Raw genomic sequence first — 21,231 nt, 5'->3', positions numbered from 1 at the left:
CAGCGTGATGCCGGTCCCCGCGAGGAAACGCCGTCGCCGGACCCCGGGCCAGATCGCCCGCGGGGTCCGCAGGCGCGCGCGCCGCCTCGCGGGCCGGCTGCGGCACGTCTGGCGGCGCTCGCTCCAGCTTCGCGTCGTCACCAGCACGCTCGTGCTGTCGATGGCCGTGGTGGTCGTCCTCGGCGTCTTCCTGATGCAGTCGATCGTCGCGTCGGTGCTGACCAGCACCGAGGTGTCCGCGGTCGAGGAGTCGCGGGCGAACATCGCGACGGCGAGCGGCTACCTCACCCAGCCGGCGGACTCGACCGACATCACGCAGGACGCGACCGCCCAGGGGCAGACGATGAACCCCGTCGACGCGGCGGCCAAGGCGCTGACCGACCGCTCCGGCGGTCGCTACGACGTCGTCGTCTTCAACGACGCATCGGTCGGCGAGGGCCGGGCGTCCGGGCAGGTCGACTGGTCGAGCATTCCGGCCCTGCTGCGCGCGAAGGTCCAGAGCAGCGAGGAGCAGTCACTCTGGGTCCAGACCGTGAAGATCCGGTACATCGGCGCGAAGCAGCCCGAGAGCGCCTGGGTCGTCGGCGCCCGGGTGAACGGCACCTACGAGATCTACCACGTCTTCCCGCTCGGCGACGAGGAGAAGACGCTGCTCGCGGTCCAGCAGATGGTCTTCGGCGCGGGAGCCGCGCTCGTGCTGCTGCTCGCCGGCGTCGCCTCGCTGGTCACCCGCCAGGTGGTCACCCCCGTACGGCTCGCGCGCCAGGCGGCGGAACGGCTCGCCGCCGGCCGGCTGGAGGAGCGGCTCAAGGTGCGCGGGGAGGACGACCTCGCCCGGCTGGCGACCTCGTTCAACGAGATGGCGTCCAACCTCGCCGTGAAGATCCACCAGCTGGAGGAGCTCTCCCAGGTGCAGCGGCAGTTCGTCTCCGACGTCTCGCACGAGCTGCGCACGCCGCTGACGACCGTCCGCATGGCCGCCGACCTGCTGTACGAGGGCCGCGAGGACTTCGACCCCGCCTCCGCGCGGGCCGCCGAGCTCATGCAGAACCAGCTCGAACGCTTCGAGTCGATGCTCGCCGACCTGCTGGAGATCAGCCGCTACGACGCGGGGGCGGCCACCCTCGACCTGGACCCCGTCGACATGCGCGACGTGGTCCTGCGCGCGGTGGGCGACTCCGAGGCGCTCGCCGAGCGGCAGGCCACCCGCTTCGAGCTGCGCCTGCCCAACGAGCCGTGCATGGCCGAGGTGGACAGCCGCAGGGTCGAGCGCATCCTGCGCAACCTGCTCTTCAACGCCATCGAGCACGGCGAGGGCAAGGACATCGTCGTCACGCTCGGCGCCGACCGCGACGCGGTGGCCGTGGCCGTACGCGACCACGGGGTCGGCCTCAAGCCGGGCGAGGAGACGATGGTGTTCGACCGCTTCTGGCGGGCCGATCCCTCGCGCGCCCGGACAATCGGCGGCACCGGGCTCGGCCTGGCGATCTCGCGGGAGGACGCCATGCTGCACGGCGGCTGGCTCCAGGCGTGGGGGGCGCCGGGTGAGGGCAGCCAGTTCCGCCTGTCGCTGCCGCGCGTGGCGGGGGCCCCGCTGCGCGGCTCACCGCTGCCGCTCGTGCCACCCGAGGTCGAGATGCGGCGCACGTGGCGCGGCCACGCCACACCGGTCCTGACCCCGGCGCCCGCGGAGACGGCGCCAAGGGCGCGGGAGAACGTGGACGCGGGGGCCTTCGATGCGGAGTGAGCGGCGGAGTGAGCGGCTCGGCGCCCGCCGTCTGACCGCGGCCATGGGGACGGCGCTCGTCCTGGTCTCCGGCGGGGCGGGGTGCGCGACCGTCCCCACGAGCGGCAGCCCCCGCGCCGCACAGGAGGACCACGGCAAGGACACGCTCAGCCAGCCGTACGTGCGGCTCATCGCGACCCCGCCCAAGAAGGGCGCCCCGCCCGAGGACATCGTGAAGGGCTTCCAGGCCGCCATGGCCGCCTTCGACGATCCCGATCTCGCCATCGCCCGGGAGTACCTCACCTCCGGCGCGGTCAAACGCTGGAACCCCTGGCAGCAGACCCGCATCTACGAGGGCAAGATCGAGTCGGACCACACGCAGGACCTCCAGAAGGCCACCCGGATGACGGTGACGCTGAAGGGCACGGCGGTCGCCACGATCGACCCCGAGGGCAGGTCCACCCCGGCCGCCGGTGCCATCGGGGAGCCGTTCATGCTGGTCAAGCAGAACGGCGAGTGGCGGATCGACGGGCTTTCCGACGGCCGCCTGCTGTCGTACGACGATCTGCAGCGCGCGTACCGGAGGGTGGACCTGTACTACCCGCCGGCCTCCGGGGAGATCGGCCTCGTGGACGACAGGGTGTGGGTGCCGATCGAGCCCGGCAGGGGCGTTCCCGAGACACTGGTCCGCCGCCTGCTCGCCGGGCCGACGTCCTCCATAAGGAACGCGGTGACCAGCGCGTTCCCACCGGGCACAAGACTCAACCGGATCACCGTCGAAGGCGACACGGTCGTGCTCGACTTCTCCGCCGAGCTGGAGGCGGTGCCCACCGACCGCCTCGACGCGCTCAAGGCGCAGCTCGTGTGGACGCTCGGCGAACTGGTCACCGGCCGGACCGTCGAGATCCGCGTGAACGGCGAGTCCGGGAGGCGGTTCCGGCCCGCCGACTACGCACGCTACGACCCGAACGTGCTGACCGGCTCCCTGCAGGCGTACTACATGCAGGGCGGCAGGCTGCTGCAGTTCAAGGAGAAGGGCGACGGCACCCCAGTGCCGGGCGCGGCCGGCGAGCAGACCGGGAAGTTCTCCCAGCCGGCCGTGTCCAACCCCAACAACTACCCGCCCCTCGTGGCCGCCCTGCTCAACGGTGACGGTGTCTACGTCGCCTCGATGGCCCCCGGCAGCCAGTGGCAGCGGTGGATCGCGGGCGGGGACATGAGCCCGCCCTCCTGGGACCGCTACGGCGCCGTCTGGTCGGCCGAGAGGGTGAACCCGCACGAGAGCCGGGTGTGGATGGCCGAGAACGGCCGGGCCCGCCGCGTGGACATCGACGACGAGCTGTCGTATGGGCGGATCATCGAGCTGCGGGTCTCCCGTGACGGCGCCCGGATCGCCGCGATCGTCGACGACGGCCTCGGCACCTCCGTGAAGATCGGCACGATCGTGCGCAACGGCCTGCAGACGCGGATCGAGTCCGTGCGGACGCTGATCGAGCCACGTGACGCTCGCAAGATCAAGGACATCGCCTGGCAGGACGCCGCCGATCTGCTCGTGCTGTCCGAGGGCAGCAGCGGCCAGGAGCTCGCCAACTGGTCGGTGATGGAGGGCGTGGTCCCCAACGACGGCCCCATCAAGCTCGATTCGAAGATCAAGTCGATCGCGGCCGTCCCCGACCACGTCCTCGCGGCGGCCGACGAGGGCCAGGTCCTCACCTACAGCGTGGACAAGCACGCCTGGACCCCGCGCGCCGACAACGGCTCCACCGACCCCGTCTACCCCCTCGGCTGAGCCGGTCGCGGTGACGACGGTTACCTAGCGTGAACTGTCGGTGGCGGACGGCATGCTGAGGGCGTGCCACCCGCCCTGCTCGACCTGATCCTCCCGCCCCGCTGCGCCGGATGCGGCGCGCCGGGCGCCCTCGCCTGCCCGTCCTGCAGGACCGAGTTGCTGCGGGAGCCGGCTCCCCGGCCGCCGGACCCGCCCCCTCCGGGCCTGCCGGACTGCTGGTCGGCCACCGCCTACGACGGTGCGGCCCGCCGGATGATCCTCGCCTGCAAGGAACGCGGCCGCACGGCCCTGGTGCCGGTCCTGGCGGCCGCCGTGAGCGCGTGTGTGGCCGCGTGGGCGGCGTGCGGGGGAGTCCGCCGCGAGGTGTGGCTGGTGCCGGTTCCGAGCGCCCGGGCCGCCTCCCGGCGCCGGGGGCACGACCCCGTCCGCGCCGTCGCCGCGGCGGCGGCCCGCGAGCTGTGCGCGCGAGGCCGGCCCGCCGCCCTCGCGCCCCTGCTGCGGCTGGGCCGGCGCGTGGCCGACCAGGCGGGGCTGGGATCGGCGGAGAGGGCCGTCAACCTGTCGGGGGCGTTCGAGGTCGCCCCTGGCTCGGCGGCGCGGCCACGGCCCTCTGGCCGCGGTCAGGGGGCCGTCGCCGTGGTCCTGGTGGACGACGTCGTCACGACGGGGACGACGCTGGCGGAGGCGGCCAGGGCGCTGCGCGCCGCCGGCGCTGAGCCGTCCGCGGCGGTGACCGTCGCTGCGACACGCCGGAGACGCCCGATTGGTGAATATCACGGACCGTAAAGACTTGGGTAAGAGCAGGGCCGGTCGCCGGGGGGCGACCGCCTGCCGATTTCGGGGCGACTTAGCTGCTCAAGGCAGGTGTGGATGCCGCGGTTGCGGGGATTCCGAGAATATGACCACGAATTTTCCGACGGGGACACGGCAACCGGGATCACGCAAAGTGATCGTTTAGCCGATCTCCTGGCTGACATTCGAGGCGGTAGCGACTAGCGTTCAGGCATGGCACCCGTTCGGGTCCGTGGTTGCGCCGGGCCGACTCCCTCGCGGAGTCCGGCCTGGCTAGCCGATGCCAGCCGCAGGCGAAACGGCCCACGTAAGGCGACTCTTGGTCGACTGATCACGGTGCGGCTTAGAGGTAAGTCCTGCCCTCCCGGGGGTCCAGATGTCCCCCGTAAGAGGAGAAGGGCAGTAGTGGCGAGTGAGCTGCGAACCCCTCAGCAGGCGGATGTGGGGACGAAGACCAGGTCGGCCGGACGGGTGTCCAAAGAGCGCGTGCACCACCGTCGATGTGCGAAGGGGGGCTTTGCGTGGAAATCATCGTCAAGGGACGGCACACCACAGTGGGTGACCGGTTCCGCGATCAAGTGACGTCCAAGCTGGCCAGAATCCAGAAGCTCAACAACAAGCTCATCCAGGTCGACGTAGAGGTCTCGAAGGAACCCAACCACCGGCAGAGCGGGCAACGTGAACGGGTGGAGCTGACGATCCACTCACGGGGCCCAGCTATCCGCGCGGAGGCCTGCGCGGACGACCGGTTCTCAGCGCTGGACATCGCCATCGGCAAACTGGAGGAGCGGCTGAGGCGGCTCGCCGATCGGCGCAAGATCCATCACGGGAAGAACTGCCCTCCCTCGATGGCGGAGCTCACCGCGGTGACGGAGAACGCGCAGGGAGTGGTTACGACCGTCCGGGAGGAGCCGGAGCCGGTCGTCGAGATCCCGGCGGAGAGCGCCGGAGGGCGGGCCGAGGGTGCCGAGCCCATCGTGCCCATCGAGATGGACGGCGAAGGACCACTGATCGTACGCGAGAAGTTCCACAAGGCCGACCCCATGACGATCGACCAGGCGCTCCTGGAGATGGAGCTCGTCGGTCACGACTTCTACCTCTTCCGCGACAAGGAAGGGGGACAGCCGAGCGTCGTCTACCGCCGCCGCGGCTACGACTACGGAGTCCTCAGGCTCGTGGAGAGCTAGCACCTCGCCCAACGTGGGCCGGACCTCGCCCAGCGGGGCCGGCCCACGCTCGTACGCCTCATTCTCCGAGGTCAGGTCGCTCGTTCCGGGTTCTTCACACATTCCGTGTCGCCGCCGATGTTGATTCCGACAGGGGAATCCGGCACCCCCACGCTGATGCCGCCCACGCCTGTGCGTTCGGCGCCGGCTACGCGACCTTTCGTGTAGTTGATGGTCCAGCCGCGCTGGCGCAACACTGTGAGGACTTTGCGAAACACCTCGTCCGGATTCGACGTGTCGTCCGCGGTGTCGCTGCGAACCGTGAGGACACTTGTCACGCTCGTGTCGTCGGTACCGACAGGCCCGCCACACGGCGCATCCTTCACCTGCACGGCGACGAGAGGGTCGGCGTCAGGGAAGACTGCCCGGATGATGGCCTTGGCCTCGGTGATGAGAACCTGGCGAGATTCCTCAGGGGTCATTTTCATCTCCGGTTCATTTGTGCAGGCGCTCACGAGCGCAGACGAGGCCAACACGGCGGCGAGGAGGCGAAGCCTGAGCGGAAAGGTCATCTCTGGTCGGGCCCGGCTTCCGTGAGGGATCTGCCGACGATCTGTGCGATGTCCTGCGGGGTGAAGTAGCCGCCGAGGCCGGAGTCGGCGAGCGTCTTCGTCGTCAGAGCCATGAGCGTGGGTATGTCGGTGCCTCCGTTCATCACCCCTGTGATGATGGGCTCGAACGCCGTGGCGAGTTCGCCCGCCTTCCACTGCGGGACCCTGCTCTGCAGTTCCTTGACCAGGACCCGCACGTTGGCGGCGCCGAACTGCTCGTCATCCAGTTTCGGCGACCCCATGAAGGTCTGAACACACCCGTCGCCGGTGAGGATGGCCTGTAGGTTGTTCAACCCCGTGTTCTTCTGCATGTAGTACTCGGAGTGACCGGACGACCGGCCGGTGGCCAGCCGTCGGATGTCGGCCATCTCCGCGGGATCCCTGCCGTGTGCTTCCGTGTAGGAAACCCAGTCGCCCGGGGCGCGCATGACGAACACCTGGGTGCCGGGCCTCAGCTTGAGATCGGCCGCGCTCCTGACGGTGGGGCCGAGTCCCGGGCTCCCCATGAACACGACCGAGTCGAACGGCGTGCCCTCCTGCAGGGCCTTGCTGGACAGCAGCGTGCCGTAGCTGTGGGCGAACAGGGCGAACTTTGCCCCCTTGGCCGTCTCCAGCCCCGCGCGGAAGGAGTGGAGGGCGGGAGCACCAGCCTCGGCCTTGGCAGGCAGCACGGAGTCGCCGAACTCGGGCGTGTCATAACCGAGCCACGTGATGACCGCACTCTCCGGCAGGTCCTTCTTGGTTTCGGGATCTAGCAGGAGCAGCGTGGCATCTCGCGCGATGTCGTTGTAGTTGTCGAGCCGGTTGGTGATGCCCGGCACCATGACGGCGACGTGTTCGGCCTTGGCGAGGTCGCCGAAGACCTCCGCGACGCGGCCGTCGCCGGCCGGATCGAACAGCAGGAACTGGCGCGGGACGGACCGGCCGTCGCCGGTCACCCGGGGTTGGAGGAATTCCGTCATGCGGGCCACCCGCTTCCCCAGGAGTGTCGCCTGGGGACTTTTGGGGTCGGTGGCCTTCAACGCGGCAAGGTCCTTCTGTTCATGGGTGAGGGCGCGCTCGATCAGGAGCCGGTTGGCGGCGTAGCGCACTGTGGCTGGAGCGCCGTCCAGTCGCCCGACCACGTCGGGCTGTTCGATGGCGAGCGAGGCTCGTTCGGCCGCGGTCAGTTTTCCGAAGAATTTCCGGATCGCCTCTGCGCGTTGTTCCGGACGGGCTGTCGCACTGCGATGGATGACTGATTTTAGGTCTTTTGTGAGCCGTTTTCTATCCTGGCCGGAAACTGTGCCGATCGCGGTGCTGAGGCCGAATTCCGACAACGCACCGAATGGGTCTCCACCCTTTTCCGCGGCACGGACGATCGCGGCTCGGTTGCCCAGTTCTGTAGCGGTTTCCCCGGCCCACCGCAGCATGGCTGCCAGCGGAGTGGCCTGGGCCTGACCCACAAGCCGGCATGCCCGTGCGTAGTACTGCTCCGCCAGTTGTCGTTTGTCGGTAAGCAGCTTGGCCAGTCGTTCCAGATCGTCGGCGTCGACCACCCGTTCCGGCTCCACGGGACTAGAACCTAGCCCGTCGTTACACAATCTGGAAGTATTCCTACACCGCCCGACTGGATCGGATGGAATAACGGGGATGTCTCTGCATGATGATTTGAGCCGGTTGGCACATGAACATGAGGATCTGGCCGAGGCGATTGATGAGGTGCTGCAGCCGGTCAGCGCCCTGATAGACCGGATGGAATGGAAGGGCCCGCATCGGGATCGGGTGCAGGCCGAGCTGGGGGCGATGCGGCGCGGCACCGGGACGGTCAGCGGAAGCCTGCGAGACCGGGCCGTGCTACTCAGGGGAGCGGCGGCGGCCGTCCCCAGAACGCTCACGCCGGGGATCCCGCCGCCGTCTCCGCAGGATCTGCTGAGAGGGGTTCTCCGTCAGATCAGCCCGGTGGGTCCCGCCCTTTCGGACGTGCTCTCCCGGTACGGCGTCCTCTGAGAAGCCGGGCCTTGCGACGCCGGACGAAAGCCTGCGGCATCGAAGCAGAGTGCGTGATTCGGGGGTGCGGGCACTTATCGTGAAGAGGAAGAGCGCGTTCCGCGCATCAGGTGTCGTTCGCCCAGGTATGTCCTGGTGCAGGGGGTAGTAACGCCTCAACGAAGATCCGCACCGGTTCCGGAACCGTGCCATGATGGCGATCAGCGCGCTGACCGCCACGGTTCGCCGGGCGGAGCGACAGCGTCCTTGACCCCCGCAAGGAGGTTCCGTGACCCGACCCGACGAGGCGGCCCGAGCAGCCGGTCGAAGCGAGCCGATCCGTGTGCTGATCGTCGACGATCACGCGCTGATCCGCCGCAGCCTGGAGCTCGCGCTGGCCGCGGAGGCGGACATCGAGGTGGTAGGCGAGGCGAGCGACGGCCAGGAGGCCGTCGAGCTCGCGGACCGGCTGATGCCAGACGTGGTCCTGATGGACGTCCGCATGCCGAAGCTGGACGGCATCGGAGCGACTCGGAAGATCAAGGAGTCGGTGCCGAGCACCCGGATCATCATGCTCACCGTCAGCGACGAGGAGGAGGACCTCTTCGAGGCGATCAAGGCGGGTGCGACGGGTTATCTGCTCAAGGACGTCCAGATCGACGAGGTGCCCGACGCCGTGCGCGGCGTCCACGAGGGCCAGTCGCTCATCAACCCCGCCATGGCGGCCAAGCTGATCAGCGAGTTCGCGAACATGAGCCGCAAGGAGGCCGAGCGGCCCCCCCAGCTCCCGGTTCCCCGCCTCACCGACCGGGAGATGGAGGTGCTGCGCCTCGTCGCGAAGGGCATGAACAACCGCGAGATCGCCAAGGACCTGTTCATCTCCGAGAACACGGTGAAGAACCACGTCCGCAACATCCTGGAGAAGCTCCAGCTCCACTCCCGCATGGAGGCCGTGGTCTACGCCGTGCGCGAGCGGCTGCTGGAGATCACTTGATCGGCCGGCTCGGGCCGCGGGCCACCGCGGCGCGCAGCGGGGCCTCCAGGTCCGTTGTACCGACCCGCTCCACCCGCACGTCGGTGCAGCCGGCCCAGCTCGCGGCCTCCCACAGGGCGTCGCTCATCGCCTCCACTGCCCTCGCCCGGCCGCCGGACTCGAAACCGACCTGCCGCGCGACCAGCGTTGCGCCCTCGCGGGCCGGGTCGACCCTGCCGATGATCCGCCCGCCCGCGAGCACCGGCATCGCGAAGTAGCCGTGCACCCGTTTGTCCTTCGGGACGTACGCCTCCAGGCGGTGGCTGAGGCCGAACACGCGCTCGGCCCGCGCCCGCTCCCAGATGAGCGAGTCGAACGGCGACAGCGGCGTGGTGCGATGGCGCCCGCGCGGCTCGCTCTCCAGCGCGGCCGGGTCCGCCCAGGCGTTCGGACCATGCGGGTCCGCGCCGCGCCGCGCAGGCCAGCCCGACACGCGTACGGGCACGAGGCCGGCGGCGCCGCTCAGCAGCGCCTCGTCGAGCATGGCGGCGTGCCCGCCCTTGACGCGGGTGAAGTCGACCAGGTCGGCCCTGGTGGCCACGCCGAGCGACCGTCCGGCGATCGTGGTCAGCCGGGTCACGCACTCGTCGTCGGACAGGTCCTGGGCGAGCAGGTCCGCCGGGACCGCGCGCTCGGCGAGCTCGTAGACGCGCCGCCAGCCGACGCGGCGGGTGCAGACGACCTCACCGATGTCGAGCAGGAACTCAATCGCGATCTTGGTGTCCGACCAGTCCCACCACGGGCCTCCATTCTTGGCTCCGCCGATGTCGGCCGTGGTGAGCGGGCCGTCCGCGCGCACCTGCTCCAGGACCTTGTCGACGACGGGCGGCACCTCATGCCAGCGGTAGCGCCGCTCTCGGTAAGCGCGGCGGCGGAAGGCGTACAGCGGCCACTGCTCGATGGGCAGGACGCAGGCGGCGTGGCACCAGTACTCGAAGGCGCGGGCGGGGTCGTCCCAATAGGCCCGCTCGACCACGGAGCGGCCGACCGGCCCGAGACGCGCGTACGCGACGAGCTCGTGGGAGCGGGCGAGGACGGAGATGGTGTCGAGCTGGACGGCGCCGACACGCCGCAGCATGGCGGGAACACCGCCGCCGCGAGCGGTGGCGCCGAGGAAACCCTGGGCCCGGAGGATGATCCTGCGGGCCTCGTCGGCGGTCAGGTCGGCGGTCACGTCGGTCACAGCCACAGATGCTAGACGCCGTGACCGACAAAACGCTTACGGCGGTTCGGGAGGCCTCAGGAGCTGATGGACCGGTGCTCGAACGGCGAGTGGTGCTCCTGGACCGAGATGTCGCGGGGCGCGTCCACGATCACGTCCGAGAAGATGTCGAACGCGAGCGCGAGCAGCCCGCCGACCGCGCAGATGCCCACGCCGATCCAGACGAAGAGCCAGTTCGGGCCGAGGGTCAGCGCCACACCTCCGATCGTGAAGCCGATGAGGATGGTGACGACGGCAAGCCAAGATTTGGCGCTTCCCGCGTGGCTGCCCTGGTGTCCGCTCTGTGCCATACCCCGTTTTCTACCTGATGGCGGAGGTGGTCGGAACATCGGGGGAACCCTGGCGGCGGTTTTGCCGTATGAGTTATGCGATTGTGCCGCGGCGCTCCGTCGATTGCAGGTGGGTGTGTCTGGTACGGGAACCGCCTACGATGGCTAGTGGGGAAGTATGTCTCGTCCTCACACCGCGGTGATCAACCGAGGTAGACCTGCGAGGAGCTTTACTAAAAGTGCCAGCCATTCTCGACAAGATCCTTCGCGCCGGCGAAGGCAAGACTCTGCGGAAGCTCAAGCGCATCGCCGAGCAGGTCAACTCGATCGAAGAAGACTTCAAGAGCCTGTCCGACGCCGAGCTCCGCGCGCTGACCGCCGAGTACAAGCAGCGTCACACCGAGGGCGAGTCCCTCGACGACCTGCTTCCCGAGGCGTTCGCGACCGTCCGTGAGGCCGCCCGAAGGGTGCTGGGGCAGCGCCACTTCGACGTGCAGCTCATGGGCGGCGCCAACCTGCACATGGGCAACATCTCCGAGATGCGCACCGGTGAGGGCAAGACGCTCACCTGTACGCTTCCCGCCTATCTCAACGCGATCTCGGGCAAGGGTGTCCACGTCGTCACGGTCAACGACTACCTGGCCAAGCGCGACGCCGAGACCATGGGCCGCGTCCACCGCTTCCTCGGCCTGGAGGTCGGCGTCATCCTGGCCAACATGCCGCCGGAGGAGCGCCGCAAGCAGTACAACGCCGACATCACGTACGGCACGAACAACGAGTTCGGTTTCGACTACCTGCGCGACAACATGTCGTGGTCGATGGAGGAGTGCGTCCAGCGCGGCCACAACTTCGCCATCGTGGACGAGGTCGACTCGATCCTGATCGACGAGGCCAGGACGCCGCTCATCATCTCCGGCCCGGGCGAGCAGTCGGGCAAGTGGTACCAGGAGTTCGCCAAGATCGTGCCGCGGCTGCGGCGCGGCACCGAGGGCAAGGACGGCGAGGAGAGCACCGGCGACTACGTCGTCGACGAGAAGAAGCGCACCGTCGGCATCCTCGAGGCGGGCGTGGAGAAGGTCGAGGACTGGCTCGGCATCGACAACCTCTACAAGCCCGAGCACACCCACCTCGTGCAGTACCTCAACAACGCCCTCAAGGCCAAAGAGCTGTTCAAGAAGGACAAGGACTACATCGTCGTCGACGGCGAGGTCCTGATCGTCGACGAGTTCACCGGGCGCGTCCTGCACGGCCGTCGCTACAACGAGGGCATGCACCAGGCCATCGAGGCCAAGGAAGGCGTGAAGATCAAGGACGAGAACCAGACTCTCGCCACGATCACGCTGCAGAACTACTTCCGCCTCTACGAGAAGCTCGCCGGCATGACCGGTACGGCGACCACCGAGGCCAACGAGTTCCACCAGACGTACAAGCTGGGTGTCGTCCCGATCCCGACAAACCGGCCGATGGTCCGCAAGGACCAGCCCGACGTGGTCTACAAGTCCGAGGACGCCAAGTTCCAGGCGTGCGTCGAGGACATCAAGGAGCGCTACGAGAGGGGCCAGCCGGTCCTCGTCGGCACGACGAGCGTCGAGAAGTCCGAGAAGCTCTCGCGGATGCTCAAGCGGCAGGGCGTGCCGCACGAGGTGCTGAACGCCAAGAACCACGCCCGTGAGGCCACGATCGTCGCCGAGGCGGGCCGCAAGGGCGCGGTCACCGTGGCGACCAACATGGCCGGTCGAGGCACCGACATCATGCTCGGCGGCAACCCCGAGTTCCGCGCCGACCTGGAGCTTCATCAGCGCGGCCTGTCGCCGTCCGAGACTCCGGAGGAGTACGAGAAGGCCTATCCCGAGGCGCTGGAGAAGGCCAAGGAGGCCGTCAAGGCCGAGCACGAGGAGGTCACCGAGCTCGGCGGGCTCTACGTGCTGGGCACCGAGCGGCACGAGTCGCGGCGCATCGACAACCAGCTCCGCGGTCGTTCCGGCCGTCAGGGCGACCCGGGCGAGTCGCGTTTCTACCTCTCGCTCGAGGACGACCTCATGCGACTGTTCAACTCGGCCAGGGTCGAGATGATCATGACGCGGCTCAACATCCCGGACGACGTGCCGATCGAGTCGGGCATGGTCTCCAAGGCCATCGCGTCCGCGCAGCACCAGGTCGAGCAGCAGAACTTCGAGATCCGCAAGAACGTCCTGAAGTACGACGAAGTGATGAACCGCCAGCGCACGGTGATCTACGCCGAGCGGCGGCGTGTGCTGGAAGGCGCCGACCTGCACGAGCAGGTCCGCGGCTTCGTCACCGACGTCGTCGACGACTACGTCAAGGGCGCCACGGCCGAGGGCTTCGCCGAGGAGTGGGACCTCGAGAAGCTGTGGAAGGCGTTCGGCCAGCTCTACCCGATCTCCTTCACGGTCGACGAGCTCATCGAGCAGGTCGGCGGCGACCGGGAGGAGCTCACAGCGGAGCTCCTCGCCGAGAAGGTCAAGGAGGACGCGCTCGCGGCGTACGGCAGGCGCGAGGAGCAGCTCGGCTCCGAGGCGATGCGCGAGCTGGAGCGCCGGGTCATCCTGTCGGTGCTCGACCGCAAGTGGCGCGAGCACCTCTACGAGATGGACTACCTCCAGGAGGGCATCGGCATGCGTGCCTATGCCCAGAAGGACCCGCTGATCGAGTATCAGCGCGAGGGCTACGAGATGTTCTCCGCGATGCTCGACGGCATCAAGGAGGAGTCGGTCGGCTACCTGTTCAACCTCGAGGTCGAGGTGCAGGCCAACCCGATCGTCGAGGAGAACGCCGAGGAGGACACGGCGCTCTCCGAGACCGGCTCGATCATCGCCCGCGCGCTGCGGCAGCCGTCGCGGCCGGCCGAGATGGTCTACACCGCGCCGGGCGAGAGCGGCGACGTGGAGGTCAGCCGGGTGCGGTCGACCCCCGAGCAGCGCGCCGCGTACGGCGACACCGAGCGCAACGCGCCCTGCCCCTGCGGCTCGGGCAAGAAGTACAAGCGCTGCCACGGCGACCCGCGCAACCAGCAGGCGTGACGTGATCTGAGAGGGACCCCGCCGGGCCAGGCCCGGCGGGGTTCTTCGCTTCTTGCGGGGCCCGGTCAGGCGGTCTCGAAGTCCGTGACCAGCCACTGCACGCCCCGCCGCTCCAGCCGTACGGCGAGCACGCGGCTGCGGGTCCCGCAGTGGACGAGCAGGCACATCTCGATCACCCCGTCCCGGGGTCGCTGCACGTGGGGGAGGCCCGTCAGGGGCGGCCGCTCGGTGTCGATCATCTTCCCGGCCCGGACCAGTTCCCGATAGGCCCGCTCGGTCAGCCGGTCCTGGACGGTCTCCGGCGGCCTGCGGCCGGCCAGGATCTCCGCGAGCGCCTGGCCGAGCCCCCGCAGGCGGCGCTCGTCCGTGGGCGCGCCCGTGCGGCGCGGGACGGGGGCCAGGGCGAGCGCGCCGTACGTGCCGGGACGCGTGACCTGGCCGCCGTCACGCTCGTCGTAGGGAGGATCGGCAGGGGGGACGGACGCGAGCCGTGGCAGGGGGACGGGCTTGGGCATCGGGACTCCGCTCTCGTACGCCGTGAACCTGACTGACGTCTAATAGAGATTGCGGTCATCCGCCCTGATACGGGGAAACGCCAACTTTGCCGAGTCGCGGGCCTTTGTGCCGCCCTTCGTCCGGGAAGATTCCTCCGGGTTGGCGGGGTCGCATCGGATTTGAACGTTAGCTGACCGGCTATTAGCGGCATCCGCAATGGGGGGAAACACAACAGGGGCGCCCGGGATCACCGGGCGCCCCTGCTCCCTGAGAGGGGATTTGACGCGTCAGGCGCGGGCACGCGCCGTGTCGGCGCTCTCCCCGGAGTCCACGTCGGGCTCGGGCTCGCGACCGGGCGTCATGATGTTCAGCTTCTTGATGAGGAAGCTGAAGATCACGTAGTAGAGGACGAAGTAGACCACGCCGATCAGCATGATCAGCCAGAAGTTGTGCGTGTTGTCCTTCGTCGCGTTGAGGGCGGCGTCGATCGCGCCGGCGGAGAACCCGAAGCCGAGCCGTCCGTCGAGGGCCGCCACCACGGCCATCGAGATGCCGGTGAGCAGCGCGTGCGCCGCGAACAGGATCGGGGCCACGAAGATGAAGGCGAACTCGATCGGCTCGGTGATGCCGGTCACGAACGAGATCAGGGCCGTCGAGATCATGATGCCGCCGATCTGGGCGCGGCGGTGCGCCGGGGCGGCCCGCCACATGGCGATCGCGGCGGCCGGCAGGCCGAACATCATGACCGGGAAGAAGCCCGCCATGAACGCGCCCGCGCCGTCCTGGCCCGCGAAGTAGCAGTTCAGGTCGCCGGTGGCGTGGGTCGCGCCGACGGTGCACTCCGGCACGGTGAACCAGACGATCGAGTTGACGAAGTGGTGCAGGCCGAAGGGGATGAGGCCCCGGTTCACGATCCCGTAGATGCCCGCACCGATCGTGGCGTTGCCGGCCAGCCAGTCGCCGAAGCTGCTCAGGCCCTGTCCGATCGGCTGCCAGACCAGGCCGAAGACGACGCCGAGGATGAGCCCGGCCAGCGCGGTGAGGATCGGCACGAAGCGGCGGCCGCCGAAGAAGGCCAGGTAGGCGGGCAGCTTCGTCCGGTAGTACCGCTGCCAGAGGATGGCCGCGACGAGGCCCATGAGGATGCCGCCGAGCACTCCGGTCGGATTGGCCGACGCCAGGTTGAGCACCTCCGTCGGTTTGCCGTCCGCCCCCACGACGCTCTGGGCCACCTTCGTGTGCACCGCCGCGTCCGCGGAGGCGTCGAAGAACATCAGGTGGGTGACCCGGTCCCAGACGAGATAGCCGACCACGGCCGCCAGGGCGGTCGAGCCGTCGGCCCTGCGGGCGAAGCCGACCGCGACGCCCACCGCGAACAGCAGCGGCAGCGCGTCGAACAGGGCGCCGCCCGCGCCGCCGATGACCTGTGCGATCTTGTCGAGGGTCGCGTTGTCCGTACGGCCGAGGAGGTCGTCCTGACCGATCCGGAGAAGGAGGGCCGCGGCGGGCAGCGCCGCGATCGGAAGCATCAGCGAGCGGCCGATGCGGGACAGCGCGGTCATCACCGCGTTCTGGTTAGAGGGCGCTGCGGGCAGGCCCGCGTCGGCGGAGGTGGAACTCATCTGGTGTTCCTCCAGGATGGGGGGACTACTAGAGGCGTCTGGCCGGGGCTCCGAGGAGCGTCCGGAGCTGGTAGCGGTCGGCGCGATAGGTGGAGACGCCGAGTTCGGCGCATACCCCGCCGGCGAAGGACCGGCGCTGCAGCAGCAGCACGGCTCCGCCCCGGGGAAGTTTGAGCAGGTCGGCGTCGCTCGGATCGGCGAGCCCGCCGTCGATGGTCAGCTCCCCGGCGTCCATCACGAGTCCGTAGCGTGACTCGAGCAGGGCGTACAGGGATCGTCCGGTCAGGTCGTAGGCATCGAGATCGGGTGCGAGCGCCACCGGGATGTGGGCGCGCTCGATGCTCAGCGGTTCCCCGTCCGCCGTGCGCAGCCGCTCGATGAAGTGGACGGCGTCTCCCGGCTGGATGCCGAGCTGCCGTGCGAGATGGGCACTGGCCCGGACCACCCGCCGGTCCAGGTCGCGAGAGCCCGGCTCCATGCCGCGCGCCCGCATGTCGTCGGTGAAGGAGGTGAGCTGGAGCGCCAGCTCGATCTTCGGGCGGGCCACGAACGTTCCCTTGCCCGGGACCCGGTGCAACCGGCCCTCGGACACCAGGTGGTCGACGGCCTGCCGTACCGTCATACGAGACAGGTCGAAGCGCTGGCTCAGGTCGCGTTCGGAGGGGATCGCCGCGCCGATCGGCAGCTCGTTGCTCTCGACGAGGTCGAGCAGGATCTCCCGTAGCTGGAAATACTTGGGCACCGGGCTGTCCGGATCGATCTGGGCCACTGATTCCTCCCCTCTCGCTCTGGATCGTCCGAATAAGTTAAGGTTCTTACTGGTCTAGTCCGGACTAGACCACAGCCGGGAAATGTGTGTCAATGTATGGGCCGGCGACGGATCGATAACGGACAAATCTCGCCAAGCAGGGGATGATCATCGATGACGACCAGAATGCGCGGTGAGATCGCCGAGCAGCCCGCGGCGATCCGGGCGACGCTGGACGCCCTACTTCCGAGGACCGGCGAAGTCGAGGCGGTCGCGCGGGACACCCGTCACCTGCTGTTCGTCGCCCGCGGGACCTCGGACAACGCGGCGGTCTACGGCCGCTACCTGATCGAGGCGCGGGCGGGCCGGATGGCCGCGATGGGCGCCCCCTCGGTCGCCACCACCTACCGCCGCAGGCTCGACCTCGACGGGGTGCTGGCCGTGGGCCTGTCCCAGTCCGGCCGTACGGAGGAGATCGTCGAGACCCTCCAGTGGGCGAAGGACTGCGGCGCGAAGACCGTCGCGATCACCAACGGCGGCGAGGAGTCGCCGCTGGCCCAGGCCGCCGACCTCGCGCTGTGCACGCTCGCCGGCGAGGAGAAGGCCGTCCCGGCCACGAAGACCTACACGACCCAGCTCGCCGCGCTGGCCGTGCTCGCCATCGGCCTCGGTGCCGACGTCGACCCCGACGACCTGCGCCGGGTGCCGGACGCGGTGGACAAGCTCGTCTCCGACCCCGGCGACCTGGACGCCGTGGTCGAGGGCCTGGCCGACAAGCCCGGCGTCGTCGTGTCCGGGCGCGGCCTGGCGTTCTCGACCGCGCTGGAGCTGGCGCTCAAGCTCAAGGAGGCGTGCTACCTGCACGCCATGGGCCTGTCGTACGCCGACCTGCTGCACGGCCCGATCGCGGTCGTGGACGCCGAGACCCCGGCGATCCTGGTGGCGGCGGGGCAGGGCCCGACACTGGCGGGCATGGTCGCGCTGGCCGAGCGGGTCACCGGCGCGGGCGCCGCCGCCTTCGGCGTCGGGGGCGGCGAACGGCTCGCCGGCGCCTCGACCGCCGCCCTCAACGGTCCGGACCTGCCCGAGTGGGTGGCTCCGCTGGGACTCATCGTCCCCGGGCAGTTGCTCACCGAGGCGCTCGCGCGCAGGCTCGGTATCGACCCCGATTCCCCCCGCGGTCTGAAGAAGGTCACGCAGACCGACTGACGACAGACCGGCCGAAACAACAGGAGGACCCCCATGGCTGCAGACGCCGAGGCGATCATCGCCGGGCTCGGTGGCGCCGACAACATCATCGAAGTGGAGCCGTGCATCACCCGGCTGCGCACCGAGGTGCACGACGCCTCGAAGGTGGACCAGGCCGCGCTCAAGGCGGCCGGCGCCCACGGAGTGATGGCGGCGGGCAACGTCGTCCAGGTCGTGGTGGGCCCCGAGGCCGACACCATCGCCAGCGACATCGAGGACATCATCGGCTGAATCCGGGAGATCGTCGCGGGTCCGCCGGTCTCGGGCGGACCTGTGACGACGCCTGCCCGGATCTCAGGGAAGGGCTCTTCATTGACGACTGTTCTCGCCCCGATCACGGGGGCGGCCATCGGTCTGGCCGCCGTGCCGGACCCGGTGTTCTCGCAGGCGATGGTCGGCCCGGGAACCGCGATCGACCCCCTCAGGGAGCCCGTCGAGGCCGTGGCCCCGATCGACGGCACGATCGTGAAGCTGCACCCGCACGCGTACGTCGTGGTGGGGGACGACGGCAGGGGCGTGCTGGTGCATCTCGGCATCGACACCGTGCAACTCAAGGGCGAGGGCTTCCGCCTGCTCGCGGCCGAGGGGGACCGCGTCGGCGCAGGTGAGCCCGTCGTGGCCTGGGACCCCGCGGCGGTCGAGGCCGGCGGGCGCTCGCCGGTGTGCCCGGTGGTGGCGCTCGACGCCGTGGCGGGCTCCGTCGGCGAGGTCGCCGAGGGCCGCGTGAGCGCGGGTGACCCGCTCTTCGAGTGGTCGTGATGCACCGGTGACTGCTCAGGTGACGGCGGCCGCGCTCTTCGACCTCGACGGCACCCTGGTCAACACCGAGATCCGCAGCCGCGCCCTGTGGCGGATGTTCCTGGAGGACCACGGCATCACCTGTGACGAGACGCTGTTGCGGCGCGTCATGGGCCGCCGCGGGGTGGACGTGGTGCCCGAGGTGCTGCCCGACATGGATCCGGAGGTCGTGATGGAGGAGATCCGCTCCTACTATGACCATCCGGACCTGCCCGGCATCGTGCCGGTCCCGGGAGCGGCGGAGCTGGTGGCCCGGGTCGCGGAGCAGGGGGCTCCGCTGGCCCTGGTCACCTCGGCCCAGCGTTGGTGGGCGGTGGAGCGGCTCACCGAGATCGGCGTGGTGGAGCTGGTGCGGACCATCGTCTGCGCCGAGGACGTGACCGTGGGGAAGCCGGACCCCTCCGGCTACCTCATGGCGGCCGACCTGCTCGCGGTGGACCCGGCCACGTGTGTGGTGTTCGAGGACTCGCTCGCCGGGATAGCGGCGGCTCGGGCCGCGGGTATGACCTGCGTCGCGGTGGCCACCACCCATCATCCGGATGAACTGTCACACGCGGATCTGGTAATACCCGATATGTCGGGTATTGACTGGCCTTTGATGGAACTACCGGCGGTCTAGACCACCGCCGCAGGAGGAGGAAACGTGGCTCAGCGCACAGTCAGCGTCACGTCCGAGGTCGGGCTGCACGCCCGCCCGGCGGCGACGTTCGTGCAGACCGCGGCGAAGGCGCCCTACGACGTCACCGTCGCCAAGGCGGGCGGTTCGGCGGTGAGCGCGAAGAGCATCCTGTCGGTTCTGGCGCTCGACGTGCGGCAGGGGGAGTCGATCGTCATCAGCGCGGAGGGCGACGGCGCCGAAGAGCTGCTCGACGAGCTCGCCCAGATCGCCTCGGCCTCCTGACGCCGGTGGACGGGCAGCGGAAGACGGGGATGACGACGGGGGACGACGACGGCGCGCGGTCGCTGACCGGCACGTCGCTGGCCGGCACTGTGCTTGCCGGTACCGGGGTCAGCCCCGGCGCCGGGTACGGCCCGGCCCATGTGCTCGCGGGTGAGATCCCCGAGCCCGACAAGGAATCGCGCCACGACGGTGACGCCGCCGCCGAGCGGGCCCGCGCGGAGCGGGCCGTCGAGGAGGTGGCCGCCGACCTGGAGGCGCGCGGCGACCGGGCGGGCGGCGAGGCTCAGGAGGTGCTCGGCGCGCAGGCGTTGATGGCCCGCGACCCGAGCCTGGCCATCGAGGTCGGCGAGCTCATCGAGCGTGGCGTGGCCGCCCCGCGCGCCGTCTTCGACGCCTTCGGCAAGTATCGGGACCTGCTCGCGGCGGCCGGCGGCTATCTGGCCGAGCGCGTGACGGATCTCGACGACATCCGCGACCGGGTGATCGCCGTGCTCACCGGTCTGCCCATGCCCGGCGTGCCGGCCAGTGCGGCCGAGCCGTTCGTGCTCATCGCCAAGGACCTCGCCCCCGCCGACACCGCCCTGCTGTCCAAGGACGTGGTGGCCGCGTTCGTCACCGAGCAGGGCGGGCCGACCAGCCACACGGCGATCCTCGCCCGCTCGATGGGCGTGCCCGCCGTCGTGGGCTGCGCCGGCGCGACCGCGATCGCCCCCGGCACCCCCGTGCTGGTCGACGGCGCGTCCGGGCAGGTGCTGCTCACGCCGGACCCGGCCCGCGTCACCGAGGCGCGCGCCGCCGAGGAGGCGCGGCGGGCGGTGCTGTCGGCCGCCACCGGCCCCGGCGCGACCGCCGACGGGCACCCCGTTCCCCTGCTCGCCAACATCGGCGGCCCCCGCGATCTGGAGAGCGCGCTGGCGAACGGCGCCGAGGGCGTGGGCCTCTACCGCACCGAGTTCCTCTTCCTCGACCGCGAGACCGCGCCGTCGGGCAGTGAGCAGGAGGAGGCCTACCGGGCGGTGTTCGAGGCGTTTCCCGAGGGCCGCGTGGTGGTGCGCACGCTCGACTCGGGCGCCGACAAGCCGCTGGCGTTCCTGCCGCCGCCGGAGGAGGAGCCGAACCCGGCGCTCGGGGAGCGCGGCCTGCGCATGTTCCGCCGCTATCCGGAGATCATGACCGCCCAGCTGGGCGCGCTGGCCCGGGCCGCCGCGGGCGTCTCGGCCAAGGTCCAGGTCATGGCGCCGATGGTGGCCACCGCGGAGGAGGCCGAGTGGTTCGCCGAGGCCTGCCGTACGGCGGGGCTCGCCGGCGCGGGCATCATGATCGAGGTGCCGTCGGCGGCGCTGCGGGCGGCGGACCTCATCCGGGCCGTCGACTTCTTCTCGATCGGGACCAACGACCTCACGCAGTATGCGCTCGCCGCCGACCGCCAGGTCAGCGCCGTCGCCGGGCTGCAGGACCCGTGGCATCCGGCCGTGCTCGACCTGATCACGACGGCGGCCTCCGCCGCCTCCGCGGCGGGCAAGGGCTGCGGGGTCTGCGGCGAGGCCGCGGCCGATCCTGTGCTCGCCTGCGTGCTCGTGGGCATGGGGGTCACCTCGCTGTCCATGGGCTCCCCCGCGCTGCCCTGGGTGCGTGCCGCCCTGTCGCGGCACACGCTCGCGCAGTGCCGCGCCGCCGCGGCGGCGGCGCGCGCGGTCGCCTCGGCGCAGGCCGCCAAGGCCGCCGCGCGCGCGGAGTTGCCGGGGCTGGACGCGCTCGCGCTCTGACCGTCCGTGACCGGGTTCACGGCCCGGTCACGGCCG

Annotated in this window: 20 protein-coding genes; 13 read left to right on the top strand and 7 right to left on the bottom strand. The window is 70.0% G+C overall.

Annotated elements, in window-relative coordinates; all coding sequences use genetic code 11:
- Positions 1-7 precede the first annotated feature (7 nt).
- From mtrB to hpf, 4 genes are all read left to right on the top strand, one after another.
- A complete protein-coding gene (gene mtrB, locus ACIBK1_RS20165; protein ID WP_051761952.1) occupies positions 8-1,747 on the top strand; it encodes an MtrAB system histidine kinase MtrB in 1,740 nt (579 codons plus the stop codon).
- Positions 1,737-3,515 carry an LpqB family beta-propeller domain-containing protein gene (locus tag ACIBK1_RS20160; RefSeq protein WP_030509345.1) on the top strand — a complete coding sequence of 593 codons (1,779 nt, stop codon included), beginning with the start codon at positions 1,737-1,739 and terminating at the stop codon, positions 3,513-3,515. The genes mtrB and ACIBK1_RS20160 overlap by 11 nt, the downstream gene beginning before the upstream one ends.
- Positions 3,516-3,578: 63 nt before the next feature.
- Entirely contained in the window at positions 3,579-4,301 is a 723-nt protein-coding gene (locus tag ACIBK1_RS20155; RefSeq protein WP_030509344.1) for a ComF family protein, read from the top strand.
- 527 nt (positions 4,302-4,828) lie between these two features.
- Complete coding sequence (gene hpf / locus ACIBK1_RS20150) at positions 4,829-5,494, top strand: ribosome hibernation-promoting factor, HPF/YfiA family (protein WP_030509343.1); 666 nt, start codon at positions 4,829-4,831, stop codon at positions 5,492-5,494.
- Between the two features lie 71 nt (positions 5,495-5,565).
- On the opposite strand, the gene ACIBK1_RS20145 is transcribed toward hpf, so the two are convergent.
- Together ACIBK1_RS20145 and ACIBK1_RS20140 are read right to left on the bottom strand one after the other, a co-directional pair.
- Complete coding sequence (locus ACIBK1_RS20145) at positions 5,566-5,961, bottom strand: hypothetical protein (protein WP_396736814.1); 396 nt, start codon at positions 5,959-5,961, stop codon at positions 5,566-5,568.
- Positions 5,962-6,041: 80 nt separating this feature from the next.
- On the bottom strand, positions 6,042-7,637 hold the full coding sequence (locus ACIBK1_RS20140; RefSeq protein ID WP_396736811.1) for an alpha/beta hydrolase: 1,596 nt from the start codon (positions 7,635-7,637) through the stop codon (positions 6,042-6,044).
- A 106-nt stretch (positions 7,638-7,743) separates the two neighbouring features.
- Between ACIBK1_RS20140 and ACIBK1_RS20135 the strand changes: the two genes are divergently transcribed.
- Positions 7,744-8,073: a hypothetical protein gene (locus ACIBK1_RS20135; protein WP_396723897.1), complete on the top strand. Its 330-nt coding sequence runs from the start codon at positions 7,744-7,746 to the stop codon at positions 8,071-8,073.
- Positions 8,074-8,341: 268 nt separating this feature from the next.
- The gene (locus ACIBK1_RS20130) at positions 8,342-9,046 is read left to right on the top strand and encodes a response regulator (protein WP_030509339.1); all 705 of its coding nucleotides are present in this window, start codon (positions 8,342-8,344) and stop codon (positions 9,044-9,046) included.
- On the opposite strand, the gene ACIBK1_RS20125 is transcribed toward ACIBK1_RS20130, so the two are convergent.
- The gene (locus ACIBK1_RS20125) at positions 9,039-10,268 is read right to left on the bottom strand and encodes a winged helix-turn-helix domain-containing protein (protein WP_396736808.1); all 1,230 of its coding nucleotides are present in this window, start codon (positions 10,266-10,268) and stop codon (positions 9,039-9,041) included. The genes ACIBK1_RS20130 and ACIBK1_RS20125 overlap by 8 nt on opposite strands.
- A gap of 56 nt (positions 10,269-10,324) precedes the next feature.
- Complete coding sequence (locus ACIBK1_RS20120; protein WP_036407403.1) at positions 10,325-10,597, bottom strand: HGxxPAAW family protein; 273 nt, start codon at positions 10,595-10,597, stop codon at positions 10,325-10,327.
- 218 nt (positions 10,598-10,815) lie between these two features.
- Here ACIBK1_RS20120 and secA point away from each other — a divergent pair, with 218 nt between their 5' ends.
- Positions 10,816-13,617: a preprotein translocase subunit SecA gene (gene secA, locus ACIBK1_RS20115; protein ID WP_030509336.1), complete on the top strand. Its 2,802-nt coding sequence runs from the start codon at positions 10,816-10,818 to the stop codon at positions 13,615-13,617.
- Between the two features lie 65 nt (positions 13,618-13,682).
- Here secA and ACIBK1_RS20110 read toward each other — a convergent pair whose 3' ends face one another.
- The 3 genes from ACIBK1_RS20110 to ACIBK1_RS20100 all read right to left on the bottom strand — a co-directional run bounded on the left by ACIBK1_RS20110 (position 13,683) and on the right by ACIBK1_RS20100 (position 16,503).
- Positions 13,683-14,132 (bottom strand): Rv3235 family protein, encoded by a 450-nt coding sequence (locus ACIBK1_RS20110; protein WP_030509335.1) that lies wholly within the window; start codon positions 14,130-14,132, stop codon positions 13,683-13,685.
- A 267-nt stretch (positions 14,133-14,399) separates the two neighbouring features.
- Positions 14,400-15,734: a PTS transporter subunit EIIC gene (locus tag ACIBK1_RS20105; RefSeq protein WP_363527905.1), complete on the bottom strand. Its 1,335-nt coding sequence runs from the start codon at positions 15,732-15,734 to the stop codon at positions 14,400-14,402.
- 28 nt (positions 15,735-15,762) lie between these two features.
- A complete protein-coding gene (locus ACIBK1_RS20100) occupies positions 15,763-16,503 on the bottom strand; it encodes a GntR family transcriptional regulator (protein WP_030509333.1) in 741 nt (246 codons plus the stop codon).
- A 153-nt stretch (positions 16,504-16,656) separates the two neighbouring features.
- Here ACIBK1_RS20100 and ACIBK1_RS20095 point away from each other — a divergent pair, with 153 nt between their 5' ends.
- The 6 genes from ACIBK1_RS20095 to ptsP all read left to right on the top strand — a co-directional run bounded on the left by ACIBK1_RS20095 (position 16,657) and on the right by ptsP (position 21,195).
- A complete protein-coding gene (locus ACIBK1_RS20095; RefSeq protein WP_396736803.1) occupies positions 16,657-17,691 on the top strand; it encodes an SIS domain-containing protein in 1,035 nt (344 codons plus the stop codon).
- A 33-nt stretch (positions 17,692-17,724) separates the two neighbouring features.
- Complete coding sequence (locus ACIBK1_RS20090) at positions 17,725-17,961, top strand: glucose PTS transporter subunit EIIB (RefSeq protein WP_030509331.1); 237 nt, start codon at positions 17,725-17,727, stop codon at positions 17,959-17,961.
- A gap of 81 nt (positions 17,962-18,042) precedes the next feature.
- Positions 18,043-18,489, top strand: a complete 447-nt coding sequence (locus ACIBK1_RS20085; RefSeq protein ID WP_396736800.1) for a PTS glucose transporter subunit IIA — start codon at positions 18,043-18,045, stop codon at positions 18,487-18,489.
- A 7-nt stretch (positions 18,490-18,496) separates the two neighbouring features.
- A complete protein-coding gene (locus tag ACIBK1_RS20080; protein WP_030509329.1) occupies positions 18,497-19,147 on the top strand; it encodes an HAD family hydrolase in 651 nt (216 codons plus the stop codon).
- 24 nt (positions 19,148-19,171) lie between these two features.
- A complete protein-coding gene (locus ACIBK1_RS20075; RefSeq protein WP_030509328.1) occupies positions 19,172-19,429 on the top strand; it encodes an HPr family phosphocarrier protein in 258 nt (85 codons plus the stop codon).
- A gap of 29 nt (positions 19,430-19,458) precedes the next feature.
- Entirely contained in the window at positions 19,459-21,195 is a 1,737-nt protein-coding gene (gene ptsP / locus ACIBK1_RS20070) for a phosphoenolpyruvate--protein phosphotransferase (protein WP_396736796.1), read from the top strand.
- Positions 21,196-21,231 lie beyond the last annotated feature (36 nt).

Origin of the sequence: Microbispora rosea (genome assembly GCF_044460045.1) — a bacterium.
In the GTDB taxonomy this organism is placed as follows: Bacteria; Actinomycetota; Actinomycetes; order Streptosporangiales; family Streptosporangiaceae; genus Microbispora; species Microbispora rosea.
Note: the sequence above shows the minus strand (reverse complement) of the source record. Positions and strands in the feature narration are given on the sequence as shown.

Coding starts and splice junctions, on each gene's coding strand:
- mtrB (WP_051761952.1), top strand. CDS start 8: ATGCCGGTCCCCGCGAGGAAACGCCGTCGCCGGACCCCGGGCCAGATC.
- ACIBK1_RS20160 (WP_030509345.1), top strand. CDS start 1,737: ATGCGGAGTGAGCGGCGGAGTGAGCGGCTCGGCGCCCGCCGTCTGACC.
- ACIBK1_RS20145 (WP_396736814.1), bottom strand. CDS start 5,961: ATGAAAATGACCCCTGAGGAATCTCGCCAGGTTCTCATCACCGAGGCC.
- ACIBK1_RS20120 (WP_036407403.1), bottom strand. CDS start 10,597: ATGGCACAGAGCGGACACCAGGGCAGCCACGCGGGAAGCGCCAAATCT.
- ACIBK1_RS20110 (WP_030509335.1), bottom strand. CDS start 14,132: ATGCCCAAGCCCGTCCCCCTGCCACGGCTCGCGTCCGTCCCCCCTGCC.
- ACIBK1_RS20105 (WP_363527905.1), bottom strand. CDS start 15,734: ATGAGTTCCACCTCCGCCGACGCGGGCCTGCCCGCAGCGCCCTCTAAC.
- ACIBK1_RS20095 (WP_396736803.1), top strand. CDS start 16,657: ATGACGACCAGAATGCGCGGTGAGATCGCCGAGCAGCCCGCGGCGATC.
- ACIBK1_RS20090 (WP_030509331.1), top strand. CDS start 17,725: ATGGCTGCAGACGCCGAGGCGATCATCGCCGGGCTCGGTGGCGCCGAC.
- ptsP (WP_396736796.1), top strand. CDS start 19,459: ATGACGACGGGGGACGACGACGGCGCGCGGTCGCTGACCGGCACGTCG.